This is a genomic window from Candidatus Desulfofervidus auxilii, from assembly GCF_001577525.1.
Classification (GTDB): Bacteria; Desulfobacterota; Desulfofervidia; order Desulfofervidales; family Desulfofervidaceae; genus Desulfofervidus; species Desulfofervidus auxilii.
The window spans coordinates 1,676,724-1,694,084 of record NZ_CP013015.1 but is presented as its reverse complement, the minus strand read 5'-3'; the positions used below and the strand labels follow the sequence as shown (position 1 = coordinate 1,694,084).

At 36.7% G+C, this 17,361-nt stretch carries 16 protein-coding genes; 10 read left to right on the top strand and 6 right to left on the bottom strand.

Features of this window, described 5'->3' with window-relative positions:
* The first annotated feature begins 16 nt into the window (after positions 1-16).
* From HS1_RS08490 to HS1_RS08475, 4 genes are all read left to right on the top strand, one after another.
* Entirely contained in the window at positions 17-1,825 is a 1,809-nt protein-coding gene (locus HS1_RS08490; RefSeq protein ID WP_066063915.1) for a sodium:solute symporter family protein, read from the top strand.
* A 143-nt stretch (positions 1,826-1,968) separates the two neighbouring features.
* Positions 1,969-3,408, top strand: a complete 1,440-nt coding sequence (locus HS1_RS08485; RefSeq protein WP_082757729.1) for a DUF294 nucleotidyltransferase-like domain-containing protein — start codon at positions 1,969-1,971, stop codon at positions 3,406-3,408.
* Between the two features lie 11 nt (positions 3,409-3,419).
* Positions 3,420-4,121, top strand: coding sequence for a 3'-5' exonuclease (locus HS1_RS08480; protein WP_066063908.1), 702 nt, complete (start codon positions 3,420-3,422; stop codon positions 4,119-4,121).
* Positions 4,122-4,133: 12 nt separating this feature from the next.
* Complete coding sequence (locus HS1_RS08475; protein ID WP_066063905.1) at positions 4,134-5,858, top strand: CBS domain-containing protein; 1,725 nt, start codon at positions 4,134-4,136, stop codon at positions 5,856-5,858.
* A gap of 37 nt (positions 5,859-5,895) precedes the next feature.
* Here HS1_RS08475 and acs read toward each other — a convergent pair whose 3' ends face one another.
* Complete coding sequence (gene acs, locus HS1_RS08470; protein WP_066063902.1) at positions 5,896-7,944, bottom strand: acetate--CoA ligase; 2,049 nt, start codon at positions 7,942-7,944, stop codon at positions 5,896-5,898.
* 201 nt (positions 7,945-8,145) lie between these two features.
* Between acs and HS1_RS08465 the strand changes: the two genes are divergently transcribed.
* The 4 genes from HS1_RS08465 to HS1_RS08450 are packed head-to-tail and all read left to right on the top strand — an operon-like array spanning position 8,146 to position 12,028.
* Positions 8,146-8,664, top strand: a complete 519-nt coding sequence (locus HS1_RS08465; protein ID WP_066063896.1) for an RNA polymerase sigma factor — start codon at positions 8,146-8,148, stop codon at positions 8,662-8,664.
* 1 nt (position 8,665) lies between these two features.
* Complete coding sequence (locus HS1_RS08460) at positions 8,666-9,244, top strand: hypothetical protein (RefSeq protein ID WP_066063893.1); 579 nt, start codon at positions 8,666-8,668, stop codon at positions 9,242-9,244.
* On the top strand, positions 9,174-9,653 hold the full coding sequence (locus tag HS1_RS08455; protein WP_066063890.1) for a hypothetical protein: 480 nt from the start codon (positions 9,174-9,176) through the stop codon (positions 9,651-9,653). The genes HS1_RS08460 and HS1_RS08455 overlap by 71 nt, the downstream gene beginning before the upstream one ends.
* 2 nt (positions 9,654-9,655) lie before the next feature.
* Positions 9,656-12,028: an excinuclease ABC subunit UvrA gene (locus tag HS1_RS08450; RefSeq protein WP_066063885.1), complete on the top strand. Its 2,373-nt coding sequence runs from the start codon at positions 9,656-9,658 to the stop codon at positions 12,026-12,028.
* A 1-nt stretch (position 12,029) separates the two neighbouring features.
* Here HS1_RS08450 and HS1_RS08445 read toward each other — a convergent pair whose 3' ends face one another.
* From HS1_RS08445 to HS1_RS08425, 5 genes are all read right to left on the bottom strand, one after another.
* On the bottom strand, positions 12,030-12,920 hold the full coding sequence (locus HS1_RS08445) for a diguanylate cyclase (protein ID WP_066063882.1): 891 nt from the start codon (positions 12,918-12,920) through the stop codon (positions 12,030-12,032).
* A 52-nt stretch (positions 12,921-12,972) separates the two neighbouring features.
* Positions 12,973-13,263, bottom strand: a complete 291-nt coding sequence (gene atpE, locus HS1_RS08440; protein ID WP_066066533.1) for an ATP synthase F0 subunit C — start codon at positions 13,261-13,263, stop codon at positions 12,973-12,975.
* A 127-nt stretch (positions 13,264-13,390) separates the two neighbouring features.
* Positions 13,391-14,083: a F0F1 ATP synthase subunit A gene (atpB, locus tag HS1_RS08435; protein ID WP_066063877.1), complete on the bottom strand. Its 693-nt coding sequence runs from the start codon at positions 14,081-14,083 to the stop codon at positions 13,391-13,393.
* Positions 14,084-14,092: 9 nt separating this feature from the next.
* Complete coding sequence (locus HS1_RS08430) at positions 14,093-14,470, bottom strand: ATP synthase subunit I (protein WP_066063874.1); 378 nt, start codon at positions 14,468-14,470, stop codon at positions 14,093-14,095.
* Entirely contained in the window at positions 14,470-14,730 is a 261-nt protein-coding gene (locus HS1_RS08425) for an AtpZ/AtpI family protein (RefSeq protein ID WP_066063868.1), read from the bottom strand. Before HS1_RS08425 ends, HS1_RS08430 begins: the two co-directional genes overlap by 1 nt.
* 304 nt (positions 14,731-15,034) lie before the next feature.
* On the opposite strand from HS1_RS08425, the gene HS1_RS08420 reads away from it, so the two are divergent.
* Positions 15,035-15,313, top strand: coding sequence for a hypothetical protein (locus HS1_RS08420; protein ID WP_066063864.1), 279 nt, complete (start codon positions 15,035-15,037; stop codon positions 15,311-15,313).
* 174 nt (positions 15,314-15,487) lie between these two features.
* Positions 15,488-17,344 carry a GNAT family N-acetyltransferase gene (locus HS1_RS08415; RefSeq protein WP_066063861.1) on the top strand — a complete coding sequence of 619 codons (1,857 nt, stop codon included), beginning with the start codon at positions 15,488-15,490 and terminating at the stop codon, positions 17,342-17,344.
* Positions 17,345-17,361: the final 17 nt, after the last annotated feature.

The window sequence follows — 17,361 nt, the reverse complement described above, 5'->3', positions numbered from 1 at the left end:
AGAAAAGGAGGAGAAAATGAGCGGAGTGACGTGGGTTTGGATACTACTTATTGGTTACATTGTTTATTGTATTTATTGGGGCATAGAAGGGGCTATCAAGGCCAAAACCACGGCCCAATATACTATTGCTGGTAGACAGATTCCTATGATAGCCTTTCTTTTAGCGGCCACTGCTGCTTCTTTTAGTGGATGGACATTCATTGGTCATCCTGGGCTGATCTGGAGGGATGGACTTCCTTATGCTTTTGCATCTTTTTATGTTTTAACCATTCCTATAACTGGCACTTTTTTCGCTAAACGAGTTTGGCTTTTGGGAAAAAGATATGGATTTATCACCCCTGGGGATATGTATGCTTATTATTTTGGAAATGAAGCTATGAGATGGTTGGTAGTTATCACCGCTTTCCTTTATTCCTGTTTCTATTCTGCTGTTCAATTTATGGCTGCTGGTGCCCTCTTTCACTGGGTAACAGGATTTCCTTTCGAATGGGGGGCTGTATTTCTGGCTGGAGTAGTGTTATTTTATGTGGCAGCAGGTGGTTTACGTGCTAGTACCTGGGTGGGAATGCTTCAATGTATATTGCTAGTAGCAGGTATTATTATTATTGGGTTATTTACCCTAAAACAATTTGGTGGCTGGTCAGATTTTAGCGCTAAAATAGCTAAATTACCATCTAAGTATTTGGAAATTCCATCCATGATAGAGTTTACTTCAGGTAAAACTATATGGACTGGGGTTATGATCCTTACCTATATGTTTGCCCTGATGGGCATTCAGGCATCACCAGCTTTTACCATGTGGCAATTTGGCAATAAAAACCCTCGTCCTTTTCCCTGGCAACAGGCATTTGCATCTACATTTGTAGTTGGATTTGCCCTGTTCTTTTTTACTGCTTTTCAGGGATTGGGGGGTGTGCTTCTTACCGATGTATTAGGTATTACTAAGGATTCTGACTTGGTACCCTTGCTTATGAAAAACTATATACCAGGATTCTGGCTAGGACTGGTGTTTATAGGTGCCATCGCTGCCATGCATTCCACAGCTGCTCCTTATGTAGGAACCGGTGCTACGATTATATGTCGTGATGTTTATTTTCGTTTTATGAGGCCTAATGCTGGTCATGCTGAGCAGATTTGGACTTCCAGATTATTAGCGGTGTTAATTACTGCGGTAGCCCTAATTGTAGGTTTAACTTCAAAGGCTGCCTTGGTTATGTTAGGAGGGCTAGCTACTGCCTTTGGATTCATCATGTATTTACCTCTTTTAGGAACTATTTGGGGATTTAGATTCCCTGGAATAGGGGCAGCGCTTGGAGTATTAGCAGGAATGGTTGCTGTGTTTATCACTTATAAGATAATTAAATATCCTCTTACAATTCACTGTGCTGGATGGGGGATTTTTGCAGCCTTATTAGTAGCTTATCTCTGTAGGGGTTTGGGAGTAAAAGATTCGCCAGAGATTAAAAATCGACAACAAGAGATGCGTCAGTGGTTAGATAGTATTGATAGCCCCACTCCTTCACAAAGGAATTGGAGAAGGTTTTTGAAAATAGGTGTTCCTTTATGGTATCTGTTTGCCATCGGACCTTTGGCTATTTTAGGGAACAAGGGCTTTTCTTTTGCTGGCTTTCCCCCTCTTTGGTCATGGCAAATCACTTGGTGGTTAATAGGGATTGTTATGATGTGGGCACTTTGCTTTAAGGCAGGGTTGTCATATATAACAGATGAACAGATTCAGCGGGCTGAAGTAGAAAAGAATATTGTTATAGAAGAGATAAAGGCCCCGGTAGGTGTAGCTAAGGTATTGCCTACTAAAAGCAAGTAGGAGGAGAATATGAAAGGGGAAGATATTACCTTAATTTTGGTTTTAGCCTTTACTATTATATTTATCTTTTTACTAGGCGCAGGAGCGTTTGGTTAGTCTAGAAGGGTCTTGCCTTTAAAGGTAAGACCCTTTAAAATTCTTAGATGCATAATCTGGATCTTTTGAACTCATCTGTAATTTCACTTGTTTCCCGTCCACCTGTAATATGTAAGGCTGATATAAAGGTTCATGAAGTAGTTTCAATGATGGTGAAAAACAAAATAGGTTCTGTGGTGGTGGTGGATGAGCAGGAGATTCCTTTGGGTATTGTCACTGATAAGGACTTACGGAATAAAGTTCTGGCCCATAATTTAGGCACTGAGATACCTGTTGAAAGCATTATGTCCAAACCAGTGGTAACTATTTCTACTGAGACAATTGCCTTTGAGGCATTACGGATTATGATGAAAAATGATATTCACCACCTGCCTGTTGTGAATGAAACAAGAAGAATTAAAGGTGTGATCTCCAGTCATGACTTGATGTTATTGAGCACTCCTCATCCCATTGCCTTTATTAGGGAAATTGGGGAACAAAATTCACTAGAAGGTTTAAGTTTTCTATTTAAACAAACATCGCAGGTAGCAGCTTCTTTGCTTAGATCAGGGTTAAGTATGTATCATTTATGTTTATTAATTACTGAAATTCATGACCATATTATTAGAAAAATTTTAGAATTAACTACCTCATCTCTTATTCAAGAAAAAGGTATAAAAGATTTATCAGGGCATCTTTGTTGGCTAGTATTTGGCAGTGAAGGGCGTAGAGAGCAAACTTTAATTACAGACCAAGATAACGGAATAGTCTTTAGCAATATTCCTATTGAGATAGCTAATTCTTTTGGGGATAAAGCAGTAAATTATCTTCTTCAGTGTGGTTACCCTATTTGCTCAGGAGGGATAATGGCCAATCAGCCTAACTGGTGCCGTTCTATCTCTTCATGGGAAAAAGCATTAAAGAAATGGATAATTAATCAGAATGAAAATACAGTTATATGGTTAACAGTGATAGCAGATTTGAGACCAATATGGGGAAATTTTTCCTTAGCAAAGGATTTATATCACATTTTTGTCAAGACTATAAAAAGCTGGCGTGGGATATTTAGGAATTTAGCCCAAACTGCCCTAATCAATGCCCCAAGCAATTTTTTAGAGTGGTTTGCTGCTCAAAGGGCAAGTGGAGGAAGAAATTTGCTTAATATCAAGCTTTATGGAATTTCTGCAATTGTTAATGGCATCCGGCTTTATGCCTTAATGGAAGACATAGAAGATAAAAATACTTGGCAGCGTTTAAATAAACTTAAAGAAAAAGGAGTAATTAGTGAGCAGGATGCCCAAGATTTACTTGGAGCTTTTGATTTTTTGATGCGCATCCGGCTACAGCATCAGCTGAAATGTGTGGGAAGAGAGGGAATTCCTGATAATATAATAGACCTGAGAGAGTTAAGTTCATTGGAATACGGCTTTCTAAAAGGAGCACTAAAGGCAATTAATAGATTTCAGGCTGTTTTGCGGGAGAAATTTTATCTTTCACCAATAATTTAAAAAGGAAAGTCATGTCATTTTGGACAATCTTTAAAAAAAGATTTACCAAGAAAAAACCAAAAAGACGCCTACCTTTACATATTAAGGAGATTTTAGAAACAATACCTCCAAAGCTTAATATAGGGATTAAAACCCCTAGATTTGTAGTGTTTGATACAGAAACTACTGGTTTGAAGAAAGAAGCAGAACTTGTAGCTATAGGGGCGTTAGGTATCACCAAAGGAAGGGTAGTGCTTTCAGATATGTTTTATGAGTTAATTCAACCTAGAGCGGAAATCCCAGCCCCATCTATTTTTGTGCACGGGATTACTCCTTCCATGGTAGAAGATAGACCCAAAGCAGATGAAATTTTGATAAAATTTATTGAATACTGTGGCCAAGATATACTTGTGGGTTATCAAGCAGGTTTTGATTTGATGTTTATTAACAAAGAGATGGAAAATTATTTTGGAATTCGGTTGCCTAATATTACTCTTGATGTTTTAAAGTTATTTCTCTTTATTAAAAAACCATATGCCAATTATAGTCTTGAGCCCCAAAATCATGACCTTTCACTGGATGCGGTAGCTAAAGAGTTAGGAGTCCCTTTGTTTGATAGACATAGTGTTATTGGGGATGTGCTAGGTACAGCCATGCTCTTTCAGAAATTATTAACGGAAGCAGAAGATAAAAATATGACCCTAAAGGATTTAGTAAGAATAGCTAAAGTTTAAAAGGAGATTTGTTTGCCACATCGAGTAGCGAGTTTAAGCCTTCCCCTTCAGCGTATTGAAGAATTTTTGGTTACCGTGGTTCCTTTTAATCTTCTCCCTAAATCAGTAATAAAAGAAGTGGCAAAAGAGATTTTAATAGAATATTATCCTAAAGGGACTGCAATTTTGGAGGAAACTTCTTTAATTTCATTTCTCTATTTAATTTATTCAGGCATCGTAAAAATTGAAAGAGAAAGAGTGGAATACAGAAGTGAGGGAGATTACATAGGTGGTATCAACCTTATAAAAGGAGAAAAGGGATACAAGGCCATGGCTATAGAAGATGTGGTATGTTATCTAATTCCTAAAGGAACTTTTTTAAAACTCTGTGATAAATATTCTATTTTTAAAGAACATTTTGAGACCCGAATTAAGCCACTAGCGCACCAATTGAGAAAACAAAAGCCTTTGGTGTCTCACCTTACTGTAAAATTGAGTGACCTTATAAAGCAACCTCCTGTAACCTGCAATAAAGAAACTTCTATTATTGCTGCTGCCCAACAGATGGCAAAATACAAAGTGGGTTCCATTGTGGTCATTGATGAAGGTAACAAACCTTTAGGAATTGTGACAAAAACAGATTTGACCCAAAAAGTAGTTGCTAGAAACCTTGATTTTAAAAAACCTATAAGCCACATTATGACCACTTCTATAGTGGGAGTTGATAAAGAAGCCTCTTATTTTGAAGCTCTTTTACAAATGGCTAAATATAATTGCCATCATCTCTGTGTTTTAGATAACAGACGTTTAATTGGCGTAATTTCCTTACATGATTTAATCCTTCTTCAAGGGGTAAATCTCATTAGTTTTGTTACTGAGATAGAGAGAAAAAATGCCATTGCAGGGCTGGCTGAGTTAATTACCAACATAGATAAAGTAATTAAGGTATTATTTAATGAAGGTGCAAGCCCCATGGTAATTAGGAAACTCACTTCGGAGTTTGTTGACCGCATCTTATGTAGACTTTTTTCTTCTTTAAAATGTTCTTCCTGTTGTTTAATGGGATTAGGAGAACTAGGACGGATGGAGCAAAGTTGGTTATTACCCTTAAAACTCTGTTTGATATATAAAGGGGATTTTTCTATAAACCAGTTTAGGGAAGTATTTAAAAAGTCGGGTTTTACTGCTCACAAAGATAGTGTTTTTTTGAATTCTGTTGAGAAACTTAATATTCATTTTAAAAAGTGGCTAGAAAATAAAGAAGTAGATAAAATTTGTGCTTTTCTGGATAGGAGAAGAATTGGAGGAGAAGAAAGGATTTTTAAAGAAATAGAGGCGATTGCTTTTCCTAAAGATCAAATATTGAGTTTATTATATGAACATATTTCAAAGATAAACTTGCCTTTGGGTTTTGTGCGTGATCAGGTATTATTAACTTCTGGAGATTTTGCCAAAGGTTTGAATTTAACAGAGATTTCAGAAATGGTTGTCCATGGGGTGCGATTTTTATCCTTTTTAAAAGAGATAAGGGAAACTAATACCTTTGACCGTCTGGATGTTTTGAGAGAAAAGAAAATTTTAAGTGAAGAAAAAGTAACTGAATTTAAAGAAATTTATAATTTTTTAAATCATTTTAGGATTAAATTTGAAGCTGAGTGGCTTGATCCTGGTATTTTTTCTAATCAAGAAAAGATATTATTAGAAGACTGTTTAAGAAGTTTAAAAAAATTTAAGGATTTCTTAGCTAAAGCATACTAAAGGCCACCTTTAAGGTGGCCTTTTTCTCTTTAATTTATTAAGCCATTTCTCTCTCCAAGGTTGTTTTTAGGTATTCATAGGCCTTTTCTGCCTCTTTAATAGCACTTTCATCTTCTAAAGTGGTAACGTCTCCTAGTTTTTGACCAGTGATCACCGCTTTTAACAATCTCCTCATGATTTTTCCACTTCTGGTTTTAGGTACCATATCTACTAAGAGAATAGTAGCATCTGATGCCACTATAGGGCCAATGGTCTTTCTTAAGTGGTTTCTCAGTTCTCCTACAAGCTCATCACTGGGCACAAATCCCTGTTTAAGCACAGTGAAGACAAAGGCTACTTCTCCCTTAATTTCGTGAGGTTTACCTACACAAGCTGCTTCAGCTACCGCTGGGTGCATGACCATTGCTGATTCCACTTCAGCAGTGCCAACACGATGACCGGCAATATTAAGCACATCATCTGCCCTTCCTAAAACCCACAAATATCCATCTTGGTCTTTAACTGCAAAATCTCCTGTATAAAAGCGCCATTTGTTGTCTTTAGAAAACTTTGACCAATATACATCAATATATCTCTGGTCATCTTGATATAATGTCATAAACATCCCTGGCCAGGGATTGGTGATGACAAAATAACCTCTTTCTCCAGGTTTACAGGGATTCCCATCTTCATCCAATACTTCCATCTTTACACCAGGTAAAGGGTAACCATTTGTGCCTGGTTTTAAAGGAAAGATTTTTCCCAGGCCTGGAAAATGCCCTGTTAACATCTGGCCTGTTTCGGTCATCCACCAGGTGCTGGAGGCCACAATGTTTTCCTTACCTATATTTTTATAATACCAACGGAATGCTTCTGGATTGATTGGCTCTCCTACAGAATGGAAGATTCTTATCGTAGATAAATCGTGTTTTTTCACATAGTCTAATGGGAATTTCATTAACATTCTAATAGCGGTAGGAGAGGTATAAAACACATTTACTCCATATCTTTCTATGATGTTCCACCATCTATCCGGCCCAGGATAAGTTGGTGCTCCTTCATACATGAGCGTTGTGGTACCGGTTATAAGGGGACCATACACGATATAAGAATGCCCCGTTACCCAACCTATGTCCGCTGCACACCAGTAAATATCTGTTTCCTTTATATCGAATATGAGTTTCATAGTGGTATAAAGCCCCACTGCATATCCACCAATACTGTGTTGCGCACCTTTAGGAGCGCCTGTTGTGCCAGATGTGTAAAGGATGTAGGACATATCTTCAGAACCTAACTTTACTGGTTCAATTCTTGCATTCTCAGAAATATATCTAATAAACTCGTGATGCCAAATATCTCTCTTTTTAATCCAGGGTATAGCTGCTCTATTGGTTCTTTTGACCATAATTACATGCTCTATCTTATGACCCTTTTCTTCACATATTTCTATGGCCTCATCCACAATTTCCTTTAAAGGTATTATTTTCCCATTTCTATATAGGGCATCTGCCGTAACAATTATGCGAGAACCAGCAGCCATGGCCCTTTGAGCTAGGGCAAAGGCGCTGAATCCACTGTAAACAATGCTATGTTTGGCCCCTAACCTTTGAACAGCTAGCATGTAAAGTGGGAGTTCAGGAATCATGGGTAAATAAAAGGTCAAAATCTCACCCCTTTTTACCCCCAATTTTTCCTTCAAGGCATAAGCAATACGATTTGACCTTCGATAAAGGTCATAATAAGTAAATTTTCTGATTTCTTTAGGTCTTCTAATCATTTCATCCCATGGTTCTCCTTCCCAAATCAAGGCCAATTGGTTTTTTCTTCCCTCTTCAATATGGCGATCCAAACAAAGATAAGCTAGATTTGTTTCTCCTCCTACAAACCATCTATAAAATGGAGGATTGCTATCATCGAGAACCTTATTCCACTTCTTGAACCAGGGAAGCTCATTTGCCCATTTTGCCCACCACTTCTCAAGGTTTTCTTTGTCTTTGATTGTTTCTTCATAAAAAGCCTTGTATTCTTCAATTTCCCAGACGCGATCTTTCCAAGAGGGAGGTGTCAAATAGTGCTCAAATTCCTCATAAATTCTTTCCTCTGCCATTTTTTTCCTCCTGTTGTGATTTAAAAAATATTATAATGAATATTATAAAATATACAATTTTGCAAGTATTTGAACGGACAATTTATACCAATAAACGGTCTTTTAAAAAGATAAATGACTAATCTCTTTTTGTGATTGTCATGTTTATAAAAATCTTTTAAACATTTTCATAATTATTATGGTCTAATTTATAGAACAGATATGACAGATGAAGAATTGATAGCAGAATTTTTAAAAGGAAATGAGAAGGGATTTGAAAGATTGATGAAGCGTTATCAACCCCAAGCCTATTGTTTAGCAAGGGCCATAGCAAATGATAGGGAGGAGGCAAAGGATATTACTCAAAAAGCCTTTATTCAAGCCTTTAAACGATTAAGTTCTCTAAGACAAAGAAACCGTTTTCGGAGCTGGTTTTTTAAAATTATCTTAAATCTTTGTAGGGATTATTTAAAGAATAAGAAGTCAATTATATCCTTAGAAACAGATAGGGAACCAGCTACTTCTTTTGAGGAAGAAGTAATAAAAAGAGATTTAAAAGAAAAGACAAAAAAGGCATTATCTTTACTACCTCCAAGACAGAAGGAAGTAATCATTTTACGGGTGTTTCAGGGACTTAGTTTCAATGAAATTAGTGAAATCCTCGATTTTAAACCGGAAACAGCCCGCACCAATTTTTATTTTGGTGTGAGAAATTTAAAACAATTGTTGAGAGAGGATTAACATGGAATGTGAAGAATTTTGGGAGAGCTTGAGTAATTATTGGGGGAAAAAAAAGGAGTTGCCAGAAGAATTAAATACCCATCTTAAGCACTGCCCTAAATGTCGCTCTGAATTTGAGGCTATTACTAACGGAATATTCCTTTTAAAGGAAGAAATAGAAAAAGAAGAATTATCATTGCGCCAGGAAATAAGAGAAGAATTGAGAAAGACACTGGGAATAAAGTCTCCTTTTTTTAAATGGGGTTTCAACTGGCGTTTTGGGTTAGGAATAGCTATGGCTTTTTTATTGCTTATGGTGGTGTTTATTTCACCTATTGTCCATAAAAGGACTTCATTAGAAAGAGAAGATATTTTTTTATTAGTTGGGGGGACACCTAATATTACATGGGAAGAGGTTAATTTATTTGATTTTGAAGAAGAAAATGAAGCTGATGTTATGAGGGGGATTTCAGACCCTTGGATTTCTTTACTAGATGAGGTTCAAGAAATAAAACAAAGGAGGGATAGTTATGAAAAAATTAGTAATGTTATTAATTTGTGTTTTAGCAACAATGAGTATTTCCTGGGGAGAATCGTTTAGGACGTTTAAGGATGTCAAAAAACAGGTTATCACTTTAAGAAACTGGGAATTAATGCAAGAGTTTAATTTAGAAGGGGAAAGGGCAACAGAGGTGTTTAATATCCTGAAAAAATACGATGATGAGAGAGAAAAAATACTTGTTAAAAGAAGACAGATTTTAAAGAATTTAAAAGAGAAAGTAGAAAATCCGGCTATCCCTGAGGAGGAGTTAACTAAGCTTATAAAGGAAGTTAAAGAAATAGATGCACAACTTGCAGAGCTAAAGGGAAAAGAAATAAAGGCACTTTCTAAGGTGTTTTCTATAAGAGAAATAGGGAAATATGTGTTGTTTATGGAGCGTTTTCCTAGAATGATGAGAGAAGCCTTACGTATGCATAGAATGCAAAAGAGAGGTTTAGAAGACAAATAAGTATGTCTGAGCTTATAATTGAAGGTGCCGCCGAACATAATTTAAAGGGTTTTGATATTACTATCCCAAAGCAAAAGATTATTGCTATCACGGGTGTAAGTGGTTCAGGGAAATCTAGTTTAGCCCTTGATATTATATATAAAGAAGGACAAAGAAGATATTTGAGCACACTTCTACCTGGGGGCAATCGACTTTTACCCCGATTTGAAAAGGCAAAGGTAAGAGAGATTACTGGTCTTTCACCCACATTGGGTCTAAAACAACATCCAACCCCATTTAATTCCCGCTCTACCATAGGGACTTTGACAGGGATATATGGCCTTTTACGAGTTCTTTATGCTAAAATTGGCATACCTCATTGTCCTTCCTGTAATTTCCCCTTACTTACTTGGACTGTGCCTGAAATAGTGAAGGAAATTCTAAATTTACCTAAAGGCGAAAAATTAACTTTCTTAGTTCCCATCTTTCCTAAAAAGAAAAAACAATGGTGGAAAAGATATTTAAAAGAAGGATTTACCAAAATAAGGATAGATGGCTGTGTGTATGATATGACTGAAGAGAGGTTTCCAGATAAAGGCCAGAGGATAGAAATAATGGTTGACCGCATTATAGTTAAGGAGGGTATAAAAGGACGAATTAGGGATTCAGTAGAATTGGCCTTCAGACTGGGAAATATTTTAACCATAGAACGCCCTGATAAAAAAACATTATTTTTTACACTGGCCCCTATTTGTCCCCAATGTGGATTTTTTTTCCCTCAGATTTCTCCTGCCTTTTTTTCTTTCAATTCTCCTTTAGGTGCATGTCCTGCCTGTAAGGGATTGGGTAAAAAGGGAGAAAAAATCTGTCCTGTTTGTGAAGGAAAAAGGTTAAAAACAGAAGCCTTAGCAGTAAAAATTGGGGGCAAGGACATCTTCTCTGTTTCCAATTTACCTTTAGAAGACCTAATGATTTTTTTAAGAGGCCTTAATTTATCTTCTAGGCAAAGACGTATTGCCTCTCCTATCTTAGAAGAAATGGAAAAAAGAATAACTCAATTATTAAATATAGGTTTAAATTATCTTTCCCTTTCCCGGAGTATCACCCAGGTATCTAGCGGTGAGTATCAAAGGCTTATCCTTTCTCTGTATGTTATAAATACTCTTAGTGATGTGATTTTTGTCTTGGATGAACCCACTACTGGTCTTCATCCTAAGGAAGTAAAAAGGCTTATTTCTACTCTAAGACTGTTAAAGGCATTAGGCAATACCATAATTGTGATAGAACATGACCTTGAAGTAATCTTAAATGCAGATTATGTGATAGAACTAGGACCAGGGGCAGGAGAGAAAGGTGGAGAAATTGTTTTTGTAGGCAATTCTGAAGCATTAAAAAAGAGCCCTACACTCACAGGTCAGTATCTTTCAGGAAGAAAAAAACTTTCCCGCAAAAAACATCTACAGAAAAAAGATTATTTGGTGATAGAAGGAGCCGCTGCCCATAATCTTAAAAATATTACTGTTTCCATTCCTTTAAATTGTCTTACCTGCATTTGTGGTGTGAGTGGAAGTGGCAAAACTAGTTTAATAATCAATGTGCTTTATCAGGGATTAAAACAGAAACTTCAGGGAAAAGGAGTAAATTTCACGATAGATATAAAAGGAATAGAAAAAATAAAAAAAGTAGTTTCAATAGATGCTCATCCCATTGGAAAAACACCCAAGTCTAATCCTGCTACCTATACAGGGGTTTTTACTCATATAAGACAATTGTTTGCTCAAATACCAGAGGCCCGAGCTAGAGGTTATACTGCAGAAAGATTTAGCCTTAATGTTAAAGGAGGCAGGTGTGAGGTTTGTAAGGGAGAAGGGGTAGTAAAGATAGAAATGGGTATTTTACCAAATGTCTTTATCCCCTGTGATGCTTGCCAAGGAAAGCGATTTAATCCGGATACCTTAGAAATTATATTTAAAGGAAAAAATATAGCCCAAGTCTTAGATATGAGTGTTATAGAAGCCTATGAGTTTTTTCGCCATATACCTTCTATAAAAAAGTATCTTTATACTATGATAGAAGTAGGATTAGGGTATTTAAAACTGGGTCAACCTGCCCCTAGCCTTTCTGGTGGAGAGGCCCAAAGATTAAAATTAGCTAGAGAATTAATACCAGGAACTCAGAGAGAAACTATTTATATCTTAGATGAACCCAGCATAGGACTTCATTTAGAAGACATAAACCATTTGTTGTCTCTTTTGGATAAGCTGATTGAAAAGGGGAATACGGTTATCATTGCCGAACATCATCCCGAAATTATAAAGGCAGCAGATTATCTTATTGAACTTGGGCCTGAAGGCGGGGGAAAGGGGGGTTATTTAATAAATAGTGGCTGGATATGAATTATATTCCTGATTTTACCACATTTCTACCCGACTTTTTCGCTTTGGTTAAGTAACTAGCAGCCCTATGTAAGATTATGCCTGGAGTATCGCCTTTCTTAAAAGCGGTGACTCCGATACTAATAGTAACAACGTTGTTGAGTCCCTGCTGATGGGGTAAACTCCTTTCATAAGTGATGCGACGCAACCTCTCGGCAGCGTTTATCCCTTGTTCTAAAGGTGTATCTTGCAAGATAGCTACGAAGGATGGACCCTTATATCGGAATATAGCATCAGTAGGACGGAGGGCACCTTTCCAGAAAACAGCCAGAGTTTGAAGCAAACTATCTCCAAACCGATGTCCGTAAATGTTGTTATATTTAGTAAAGTAATCAATATCAATCATAAGGGTAGAAAAGTTTTTTCCAAATTTCTCAGCATAATAACAGGCAATAGTCAACTCCTTTTCTAGGGCAAGGTCATTCAGTAAGCCTGTTAAGGCATCGGTCATAGCCTTTTTCTTTAAGGTTTTTTGATTTTCTAAAACCCCAACCCAATTTTTGATTTTTAAAGAAAGTTCATTTAAATTCACAGGCTTGACTAAAATATCCAAAGGGGAAAAGTGCAAAAAACGCCCCTTTTGTTTGTCTTCGTTTAAAATGAGAACAATGGGTATTTCACGTAAGATTATATGATTTTTTACCTCTTTCAATAACTCGAAACCGTCCTTGTCTGGCAGAATTGGGTCTAAAATAATTAAATCAGGGATTTTTTCAAGACAGGCAGTGATTACCTTATTTCCTAAAAAAACCCATTTTGTCTCAAAATTGTGGTCTTCTAAGATAAGCAAAAGTAATTTAGCGATGCTTTCATTGTCTTCAGCAAGAACTACCTTGGAGCTTGATGCAAACATTTTTGTGAAATGAAAAAGGGGTTGGCAAATTCACCAACCCCTTTTAAAGAAATTAACCTACTTCTAAACCAACAAACTTGGCAAGTGGCTTGGCCATAGGATAGGCATAGAGGAGAATCAGTTCGACAACTAGGGTATAAATAACCAGAGATTCTATCATGGCCAGACCAATCAACATGGTAACCGTGATTTTACCTGAGGCCTCTGGATTTCTAGCAATACCTTCCACACTCTTTTGAAGACCCCAACCTTGACCCAGGGAACCACCGAAAGCTGCGATAGCGATACCAAAGCCTGCCACAAATACAGTGGTAATGAAAAACTTCAGCCCCACTGCGCTCATTTGTTCCTGAGCGAATGCCAAGCTCGATAACATTAGCACAAACATGGCTGTCAAAACAACTGCTCTTCTATTTCTGCTCATCTTTCCACCTCCTTTCTATTTTTTATAATCTGCGGCCTTCTTCCGCTTAATGTGCTTCTTCAAGTGCGCCAGCAAGATACATGGCACTCAACATATAAAATATGAAAGCCTGAATAAAACATAATAAAATAAACAAAAAATATAAAGGGACTGGTGCTAAATAGGCACCGGCTAAGAAAATCAAAAGACCGATAATTAATTCTTTAGCAACGATATTTCCAAAAAGTCGGAAAGTCAAAGAAAGGATTCTGGCAAGACGTCCTATGATTTCAATAGGTATAAATAAAGGTGCCAGAGGAAGAATAGGACCTGTATAATGCCTGATATATTTCACCCCATGCTTTTTAAATCCTATAAATTCAGCAAAAATCACAGATACTAGAGCCATAGATAGGTTGGTATTCAAATTTGCGGTTGGTGCCATAAGTCCTGGGGCAAGCCCCATTATATTACAAAGGAAAATATATATAAACAGCGTCGCTACAAGTGGATAATAGGGTCTTCCTTCTTCCCCTGTGATATCTACAGTGAAGTCTTCTATTCCTTTAATGATTGTTTCCCAAATTACTTGAGACCTTGGAGGATGAAAGGGATCAATTTTGGGTTTTACTAGGAAAGCAAGGACAATTAAGATAATCATTGCCAACCAGCTATTTATGACCTGAGGGTAGTGATGGGCGAATGCCCCCAGGCCTATTTTTTCAAATAATACTGTCATAAACAAAATTGGATGTTCCATTGCTACCTCCTATTTTAAAACTATTCCCTTTGTTTCCTTCAGGGCTAAATAGGTTAAATTGATTACTACTACTGAAAGCCCTAATAGTAAACCAAATATATTCACCCAGTTCTTAATAAGCACCACTAAAATGACTATTCCTGTTATAAGGAGGCGAAATAAATACTTTGCAACCACACCTTCCTTTGTCTTAGTTACCATAAGGGTCTTTACTAATGTCTGATGTAAAAAATGGAAGTTTAGGTTAACTAAGACACCACCTATCAATACACCCATACTAAAACGCCAAGAAAGAAAGGGAACAGAGCCAAGAAGTAAAAAACCCAAAATTATCCAATTTCTCCTTTTTAGATTGGCTGGGATACTGTTAAAATTGTCTTCTAACATCAAATTCCCTTTTTCTTCTCCTCCCGCTCTATGCGTTTCATTATAATAAATACACTTCTGAAACCAGCAATTACTCCAAAGATTAAAAAAAGCACTAGCAAAAAGTGAGGAAATGGCCAATTTAACTTTAACCATTTGTCCAAATAGTACCCAATTGCAAGCCCAATAAAAGTGGCACATACAATTGCCACTCCAATCTGAGTAGTATATGCACCCAGCTTGGCAAACTCACGAAAAAACTCCTTTAGCTCCTTTTTCATTGAAAAATTATTCCTCTGATTATCATAGTATTAAGAAAAAGTCAACCTTTTTATTTCAAAAGTCATTGAAAAAAATTTACCCACATAAAAATGACATTGGAGGCAGGATAAAGACTCCAAAATCCGTGATAACTTTAAAAGAAAACCCACAAACCTGTCTGCCCCCGCCTGTCTGCGGGCAGGGGCAGACACGGCCGTCGGGGCAGGCCCGCCTGCCTGCAGGCAGGTTGGAATTTTATCCAAAAATCAATCGCGGATTTTGGGTACTTGACTATTCTTTATAATTTTTTAAAAAAATCATGAAATGAAGCTACATTTAAAAAAATTTAATCAGCTTTTGGAAAATATAGAAAAACAAGTCTTAGACCCAGAAGAAAAGGAAATAATTAAATTTTATTTAAATAAAATCGCTATCCAAAAGGTGTTTAGTCTTGAAGAATTTAAAGAATTCAAAACCCTGATTGGTAAAGTAAGAAAGGGATTATCCATAAAAGAAAGGGAAGAATTTGACTGGATTGCCCCTGGACTTTTGAGTTTTGCTATGGCACTGATATTAGATGAAGCGGGACCACTTTCTAGATAACTATGTCTCTAACCATTTTATAAAACAGTGATAATTATTCAATCAAATTTGTAAAATTATTTTAAAATGCTATATAATGAATTATTACAGCGGATGGAGTTAAAAGTACCGGTGAAGTTTAACCATAAAAATAATGATTCAAACGGGTTTAACTAAAATTGCAAAATAAACCAAATGAACAAGATTTATCCCGAAAAATTTGCACCAGAAGAAAAGATTTTTAGCTATATCCACCCAGGGGATAAAATATTCGTGGGGACAGGGTGTGGTGAGCCTCAATACCTCGTTAGTGCTCTTATAAATTATGTAAAGTCTTATCCAAAGGCTCTATTGGATACCGAGGTGTTGCAAGTATGGACCCTTGGCGTTGCACCTTACACTGACGAAAAATTCAAGCAAAATTTTCGCCATAACTCCTTTTTTATCGGAAACAACATTAGAGATGCAGTTAATAAAGGACTTGCCGATTATACACCCATATTCCTGTCAGAAATTCCTAATTTATTCTATCGTGGAGTCATACCTATTGATGTAGCTTTAGTTCAAACATCTCCCCCAGATAAACATGGCTATATGAGCTTAGGTATAAGTGTTGATATTACTAAGGCTGCTGTAGAAACTGCTAAATTGGTTGTAGCTCAGGTGAATTCAAATATGCCACGAGTGCATGGGGATGGATTTATTCATATTAAAGATGTGGATTTTATAATTCCTCATGATGAGCCTATACTGGAATATAAATCTGAGGCAGATACTGAAACTGCTCAGCGAATTGGAAAGTATGTTTCAAGTCTTATTGAGGATGGAGACACTATCCAAGTGGGATATGGAAGTATACCCAATGCCATTTTGGCTAATCTTTATGACAAAAAACACCTAGGCGTCCATACAGAACTTCTTAGTGATGGAATTGTGGAATTGATGCAAAAAGGTGTTATTGATAACACGAAAAAAAACATTAATCGGGGAAAGACAATAGGCACTTTTTGTATGGGTAAAAAAGAAACTTATGAATATTTACATGACAATCCTGTCATAGAATTCAGAACCGTTGATTATACAAATAATCCTTTAATTATAGCCCAGCATGACAACATGACTGCCATAAATAGTGCTCTGGAGATAGATCTTACTGGACAGGCAAGTGCAGAATCCATAGGAAAAATATTTTACAGTGGGATAGGAGGACAGGCCGATTTTATGAGAGGTGCTGTTTTAGCGCGCAATGGTAAAACAATTCTTACTCTTCAATCAACAGCAGAAAATGGTAAGTTTTCAAGGATAGTGCCTTTCCTTAAAGAGGGAGCGGGCGTTACCCTAAATAGAGGTGATATTCATTATGTGGTAACAGAATATGGAATAGCATATCTACATGGGAAAAATATCAGAGAACGTGCTATGGAGTTAATCGCCATAGCCCATCCAAAATTTAGACCATGGCTCATTGAGGAAGCAAAAAAACTAAATCTAATATATAAAGACCAGGCATACATAACTGGAAAAGGAGGGGAATATCCTGAAGACCTAGAAACTTATAGAACTACTAAAACCGGACTTGAAATCTTTTTGAGGCCTGTAAAACTAACCGATGAGCCTTTATTGAAAGAGTTTTTCTATTCTCTATCAGATAAAAGTCTATATTATAGGTTTATGTCTCAGAGAAAAGATATGCCACATGAACGTTTGCAGGAATTTGTTGTTATTGACTATACCAAAGAAATGGTGATTTTAGCTGTGATAAAACAAAAAGGAAAAGAAAAAATTTTAGGAGTAGGACAATATACCATAGACCCCACTACGCATACTGCAGAGGTGGCTCTTGTAGTAAGGGATGATTATCAAAATAGAGGAATTGGTAGGGAAATTCTCTCTTATCTGACGTATCTAGCAAAAAAACAGGGACTTTTGGGCTTCACGGCAGAAGTGCTTCCAGAAAACACACCAATGCTTCATCTGTTTGAAAAAATGGGATTTGAGATTGAAAAAAGAGTTACTGAAGAGGTGTATGAATTGAAGATGAGGTTTAAATAAATTTTATAGGAGGTAGC

Bases quoted from the DNA above. Each gene is read 5' to 3' on its own strand.
- HS1_RS08490 (WP_066063915.1), top strand. From the start codon at position 17: ATGAGCGGAGTGACGTGGGTTTGGATACTACTTATTGGTTACATTGTT.
- HS1_RS08445 (WP_066063882.1), bottom strand. From the start codon at position 12,920: ATGTTTGCATCAAGCTCCAAGGTAGTTCTTGCTGAAGACAATGAAAGC.
- HS1_RS08450 (WP_066063885.1), top strand. From the start codon at position 9,656: ATGTCTGAGCTTATAATTGAAGGTGCCGCCGAACATAATTTAAAGGGT.
- HS1_RS08460 (WP_066063893.1), top strand. From the start codon at position 8,666: ATGGAATGTGAAGAATTTTGGGAGAGCTTGAGTAATTATTGGGGGAAA.
- acs (WP_066063902.1), bottom strand. From the start codon at position 7,944: ATGGCAGAGGAAAGAATTTATGAGGAATTTGAGCACTATTTGACACCT.
- HS1_RS08425 (WP_066063868.1), bottom strand. From the start codon at position 14,730: ATGAAAAAGGAGCTAAAGGAGTTTTTTCGTGAGTTTGCCAAGCTGGGT.
- HS1_RS08420 (WP_066063864.1), top strand. From the start codon at position 15,035: ATGAAGCTACATTTAAAAAAATTTAATCAGCTTTTGGAAAATATAGAA.
- HS1_RS08485 (WP_082757729.1), top strand. From the start codon at position 1,969: ATGCATAATCTGGATCTTTTGAACTCATCTGTAATTTCACTTGTTTCC.
- HS1_RS08480 (WP_066063908.1), top strand. From the start codon at position 3,420: ATGTCATTTTGGACAATCTTTAAAAAAAGATTTACCAAGAAAAAACCA.
- HS1_RS08465 (WP_066063896.1), top strand. From the start codon at position 8,146: ATGACAGATGAAGAATTGATAGCAGAATTTTTAAAAGGAAATGAGAAG.
- atpB (WP_066063877.1), bottom strand. From the start codon at position 14,083: ATGGAACATCCAATTTTGTTTATGACAGTATTATTTGAAAAAATAGGC.
- atpE (WP_066066533.1), bottom strand. From the start codon at position 13,263: ATGAGCGCAGTGGGGCTGAAGTTTTTCATTACCACTGTATTTGTGGCA.
- HS1_RS08455 (WP_066063890.1), top strand. From the start codon at position 9,174: ATGAAAAAATTAGTAATGTTATTAATTTGTGTTTTAGCAACAATGAGT.
- HS1_RS08430 (WP_066063874.1), bottom strand. From the start codon at position 14,470: ATGTTAGAAGACAATTTTAACAGTATCCCAGCCAATCTAAAAAGGAGA.
- HS1_RS08415 (WP_066063861.1), top strand. From the start codon at position 15,488: ATGAACAAGATTTATCCCGAAAAATTTGCACCAGAAGAAAAGATTTTT.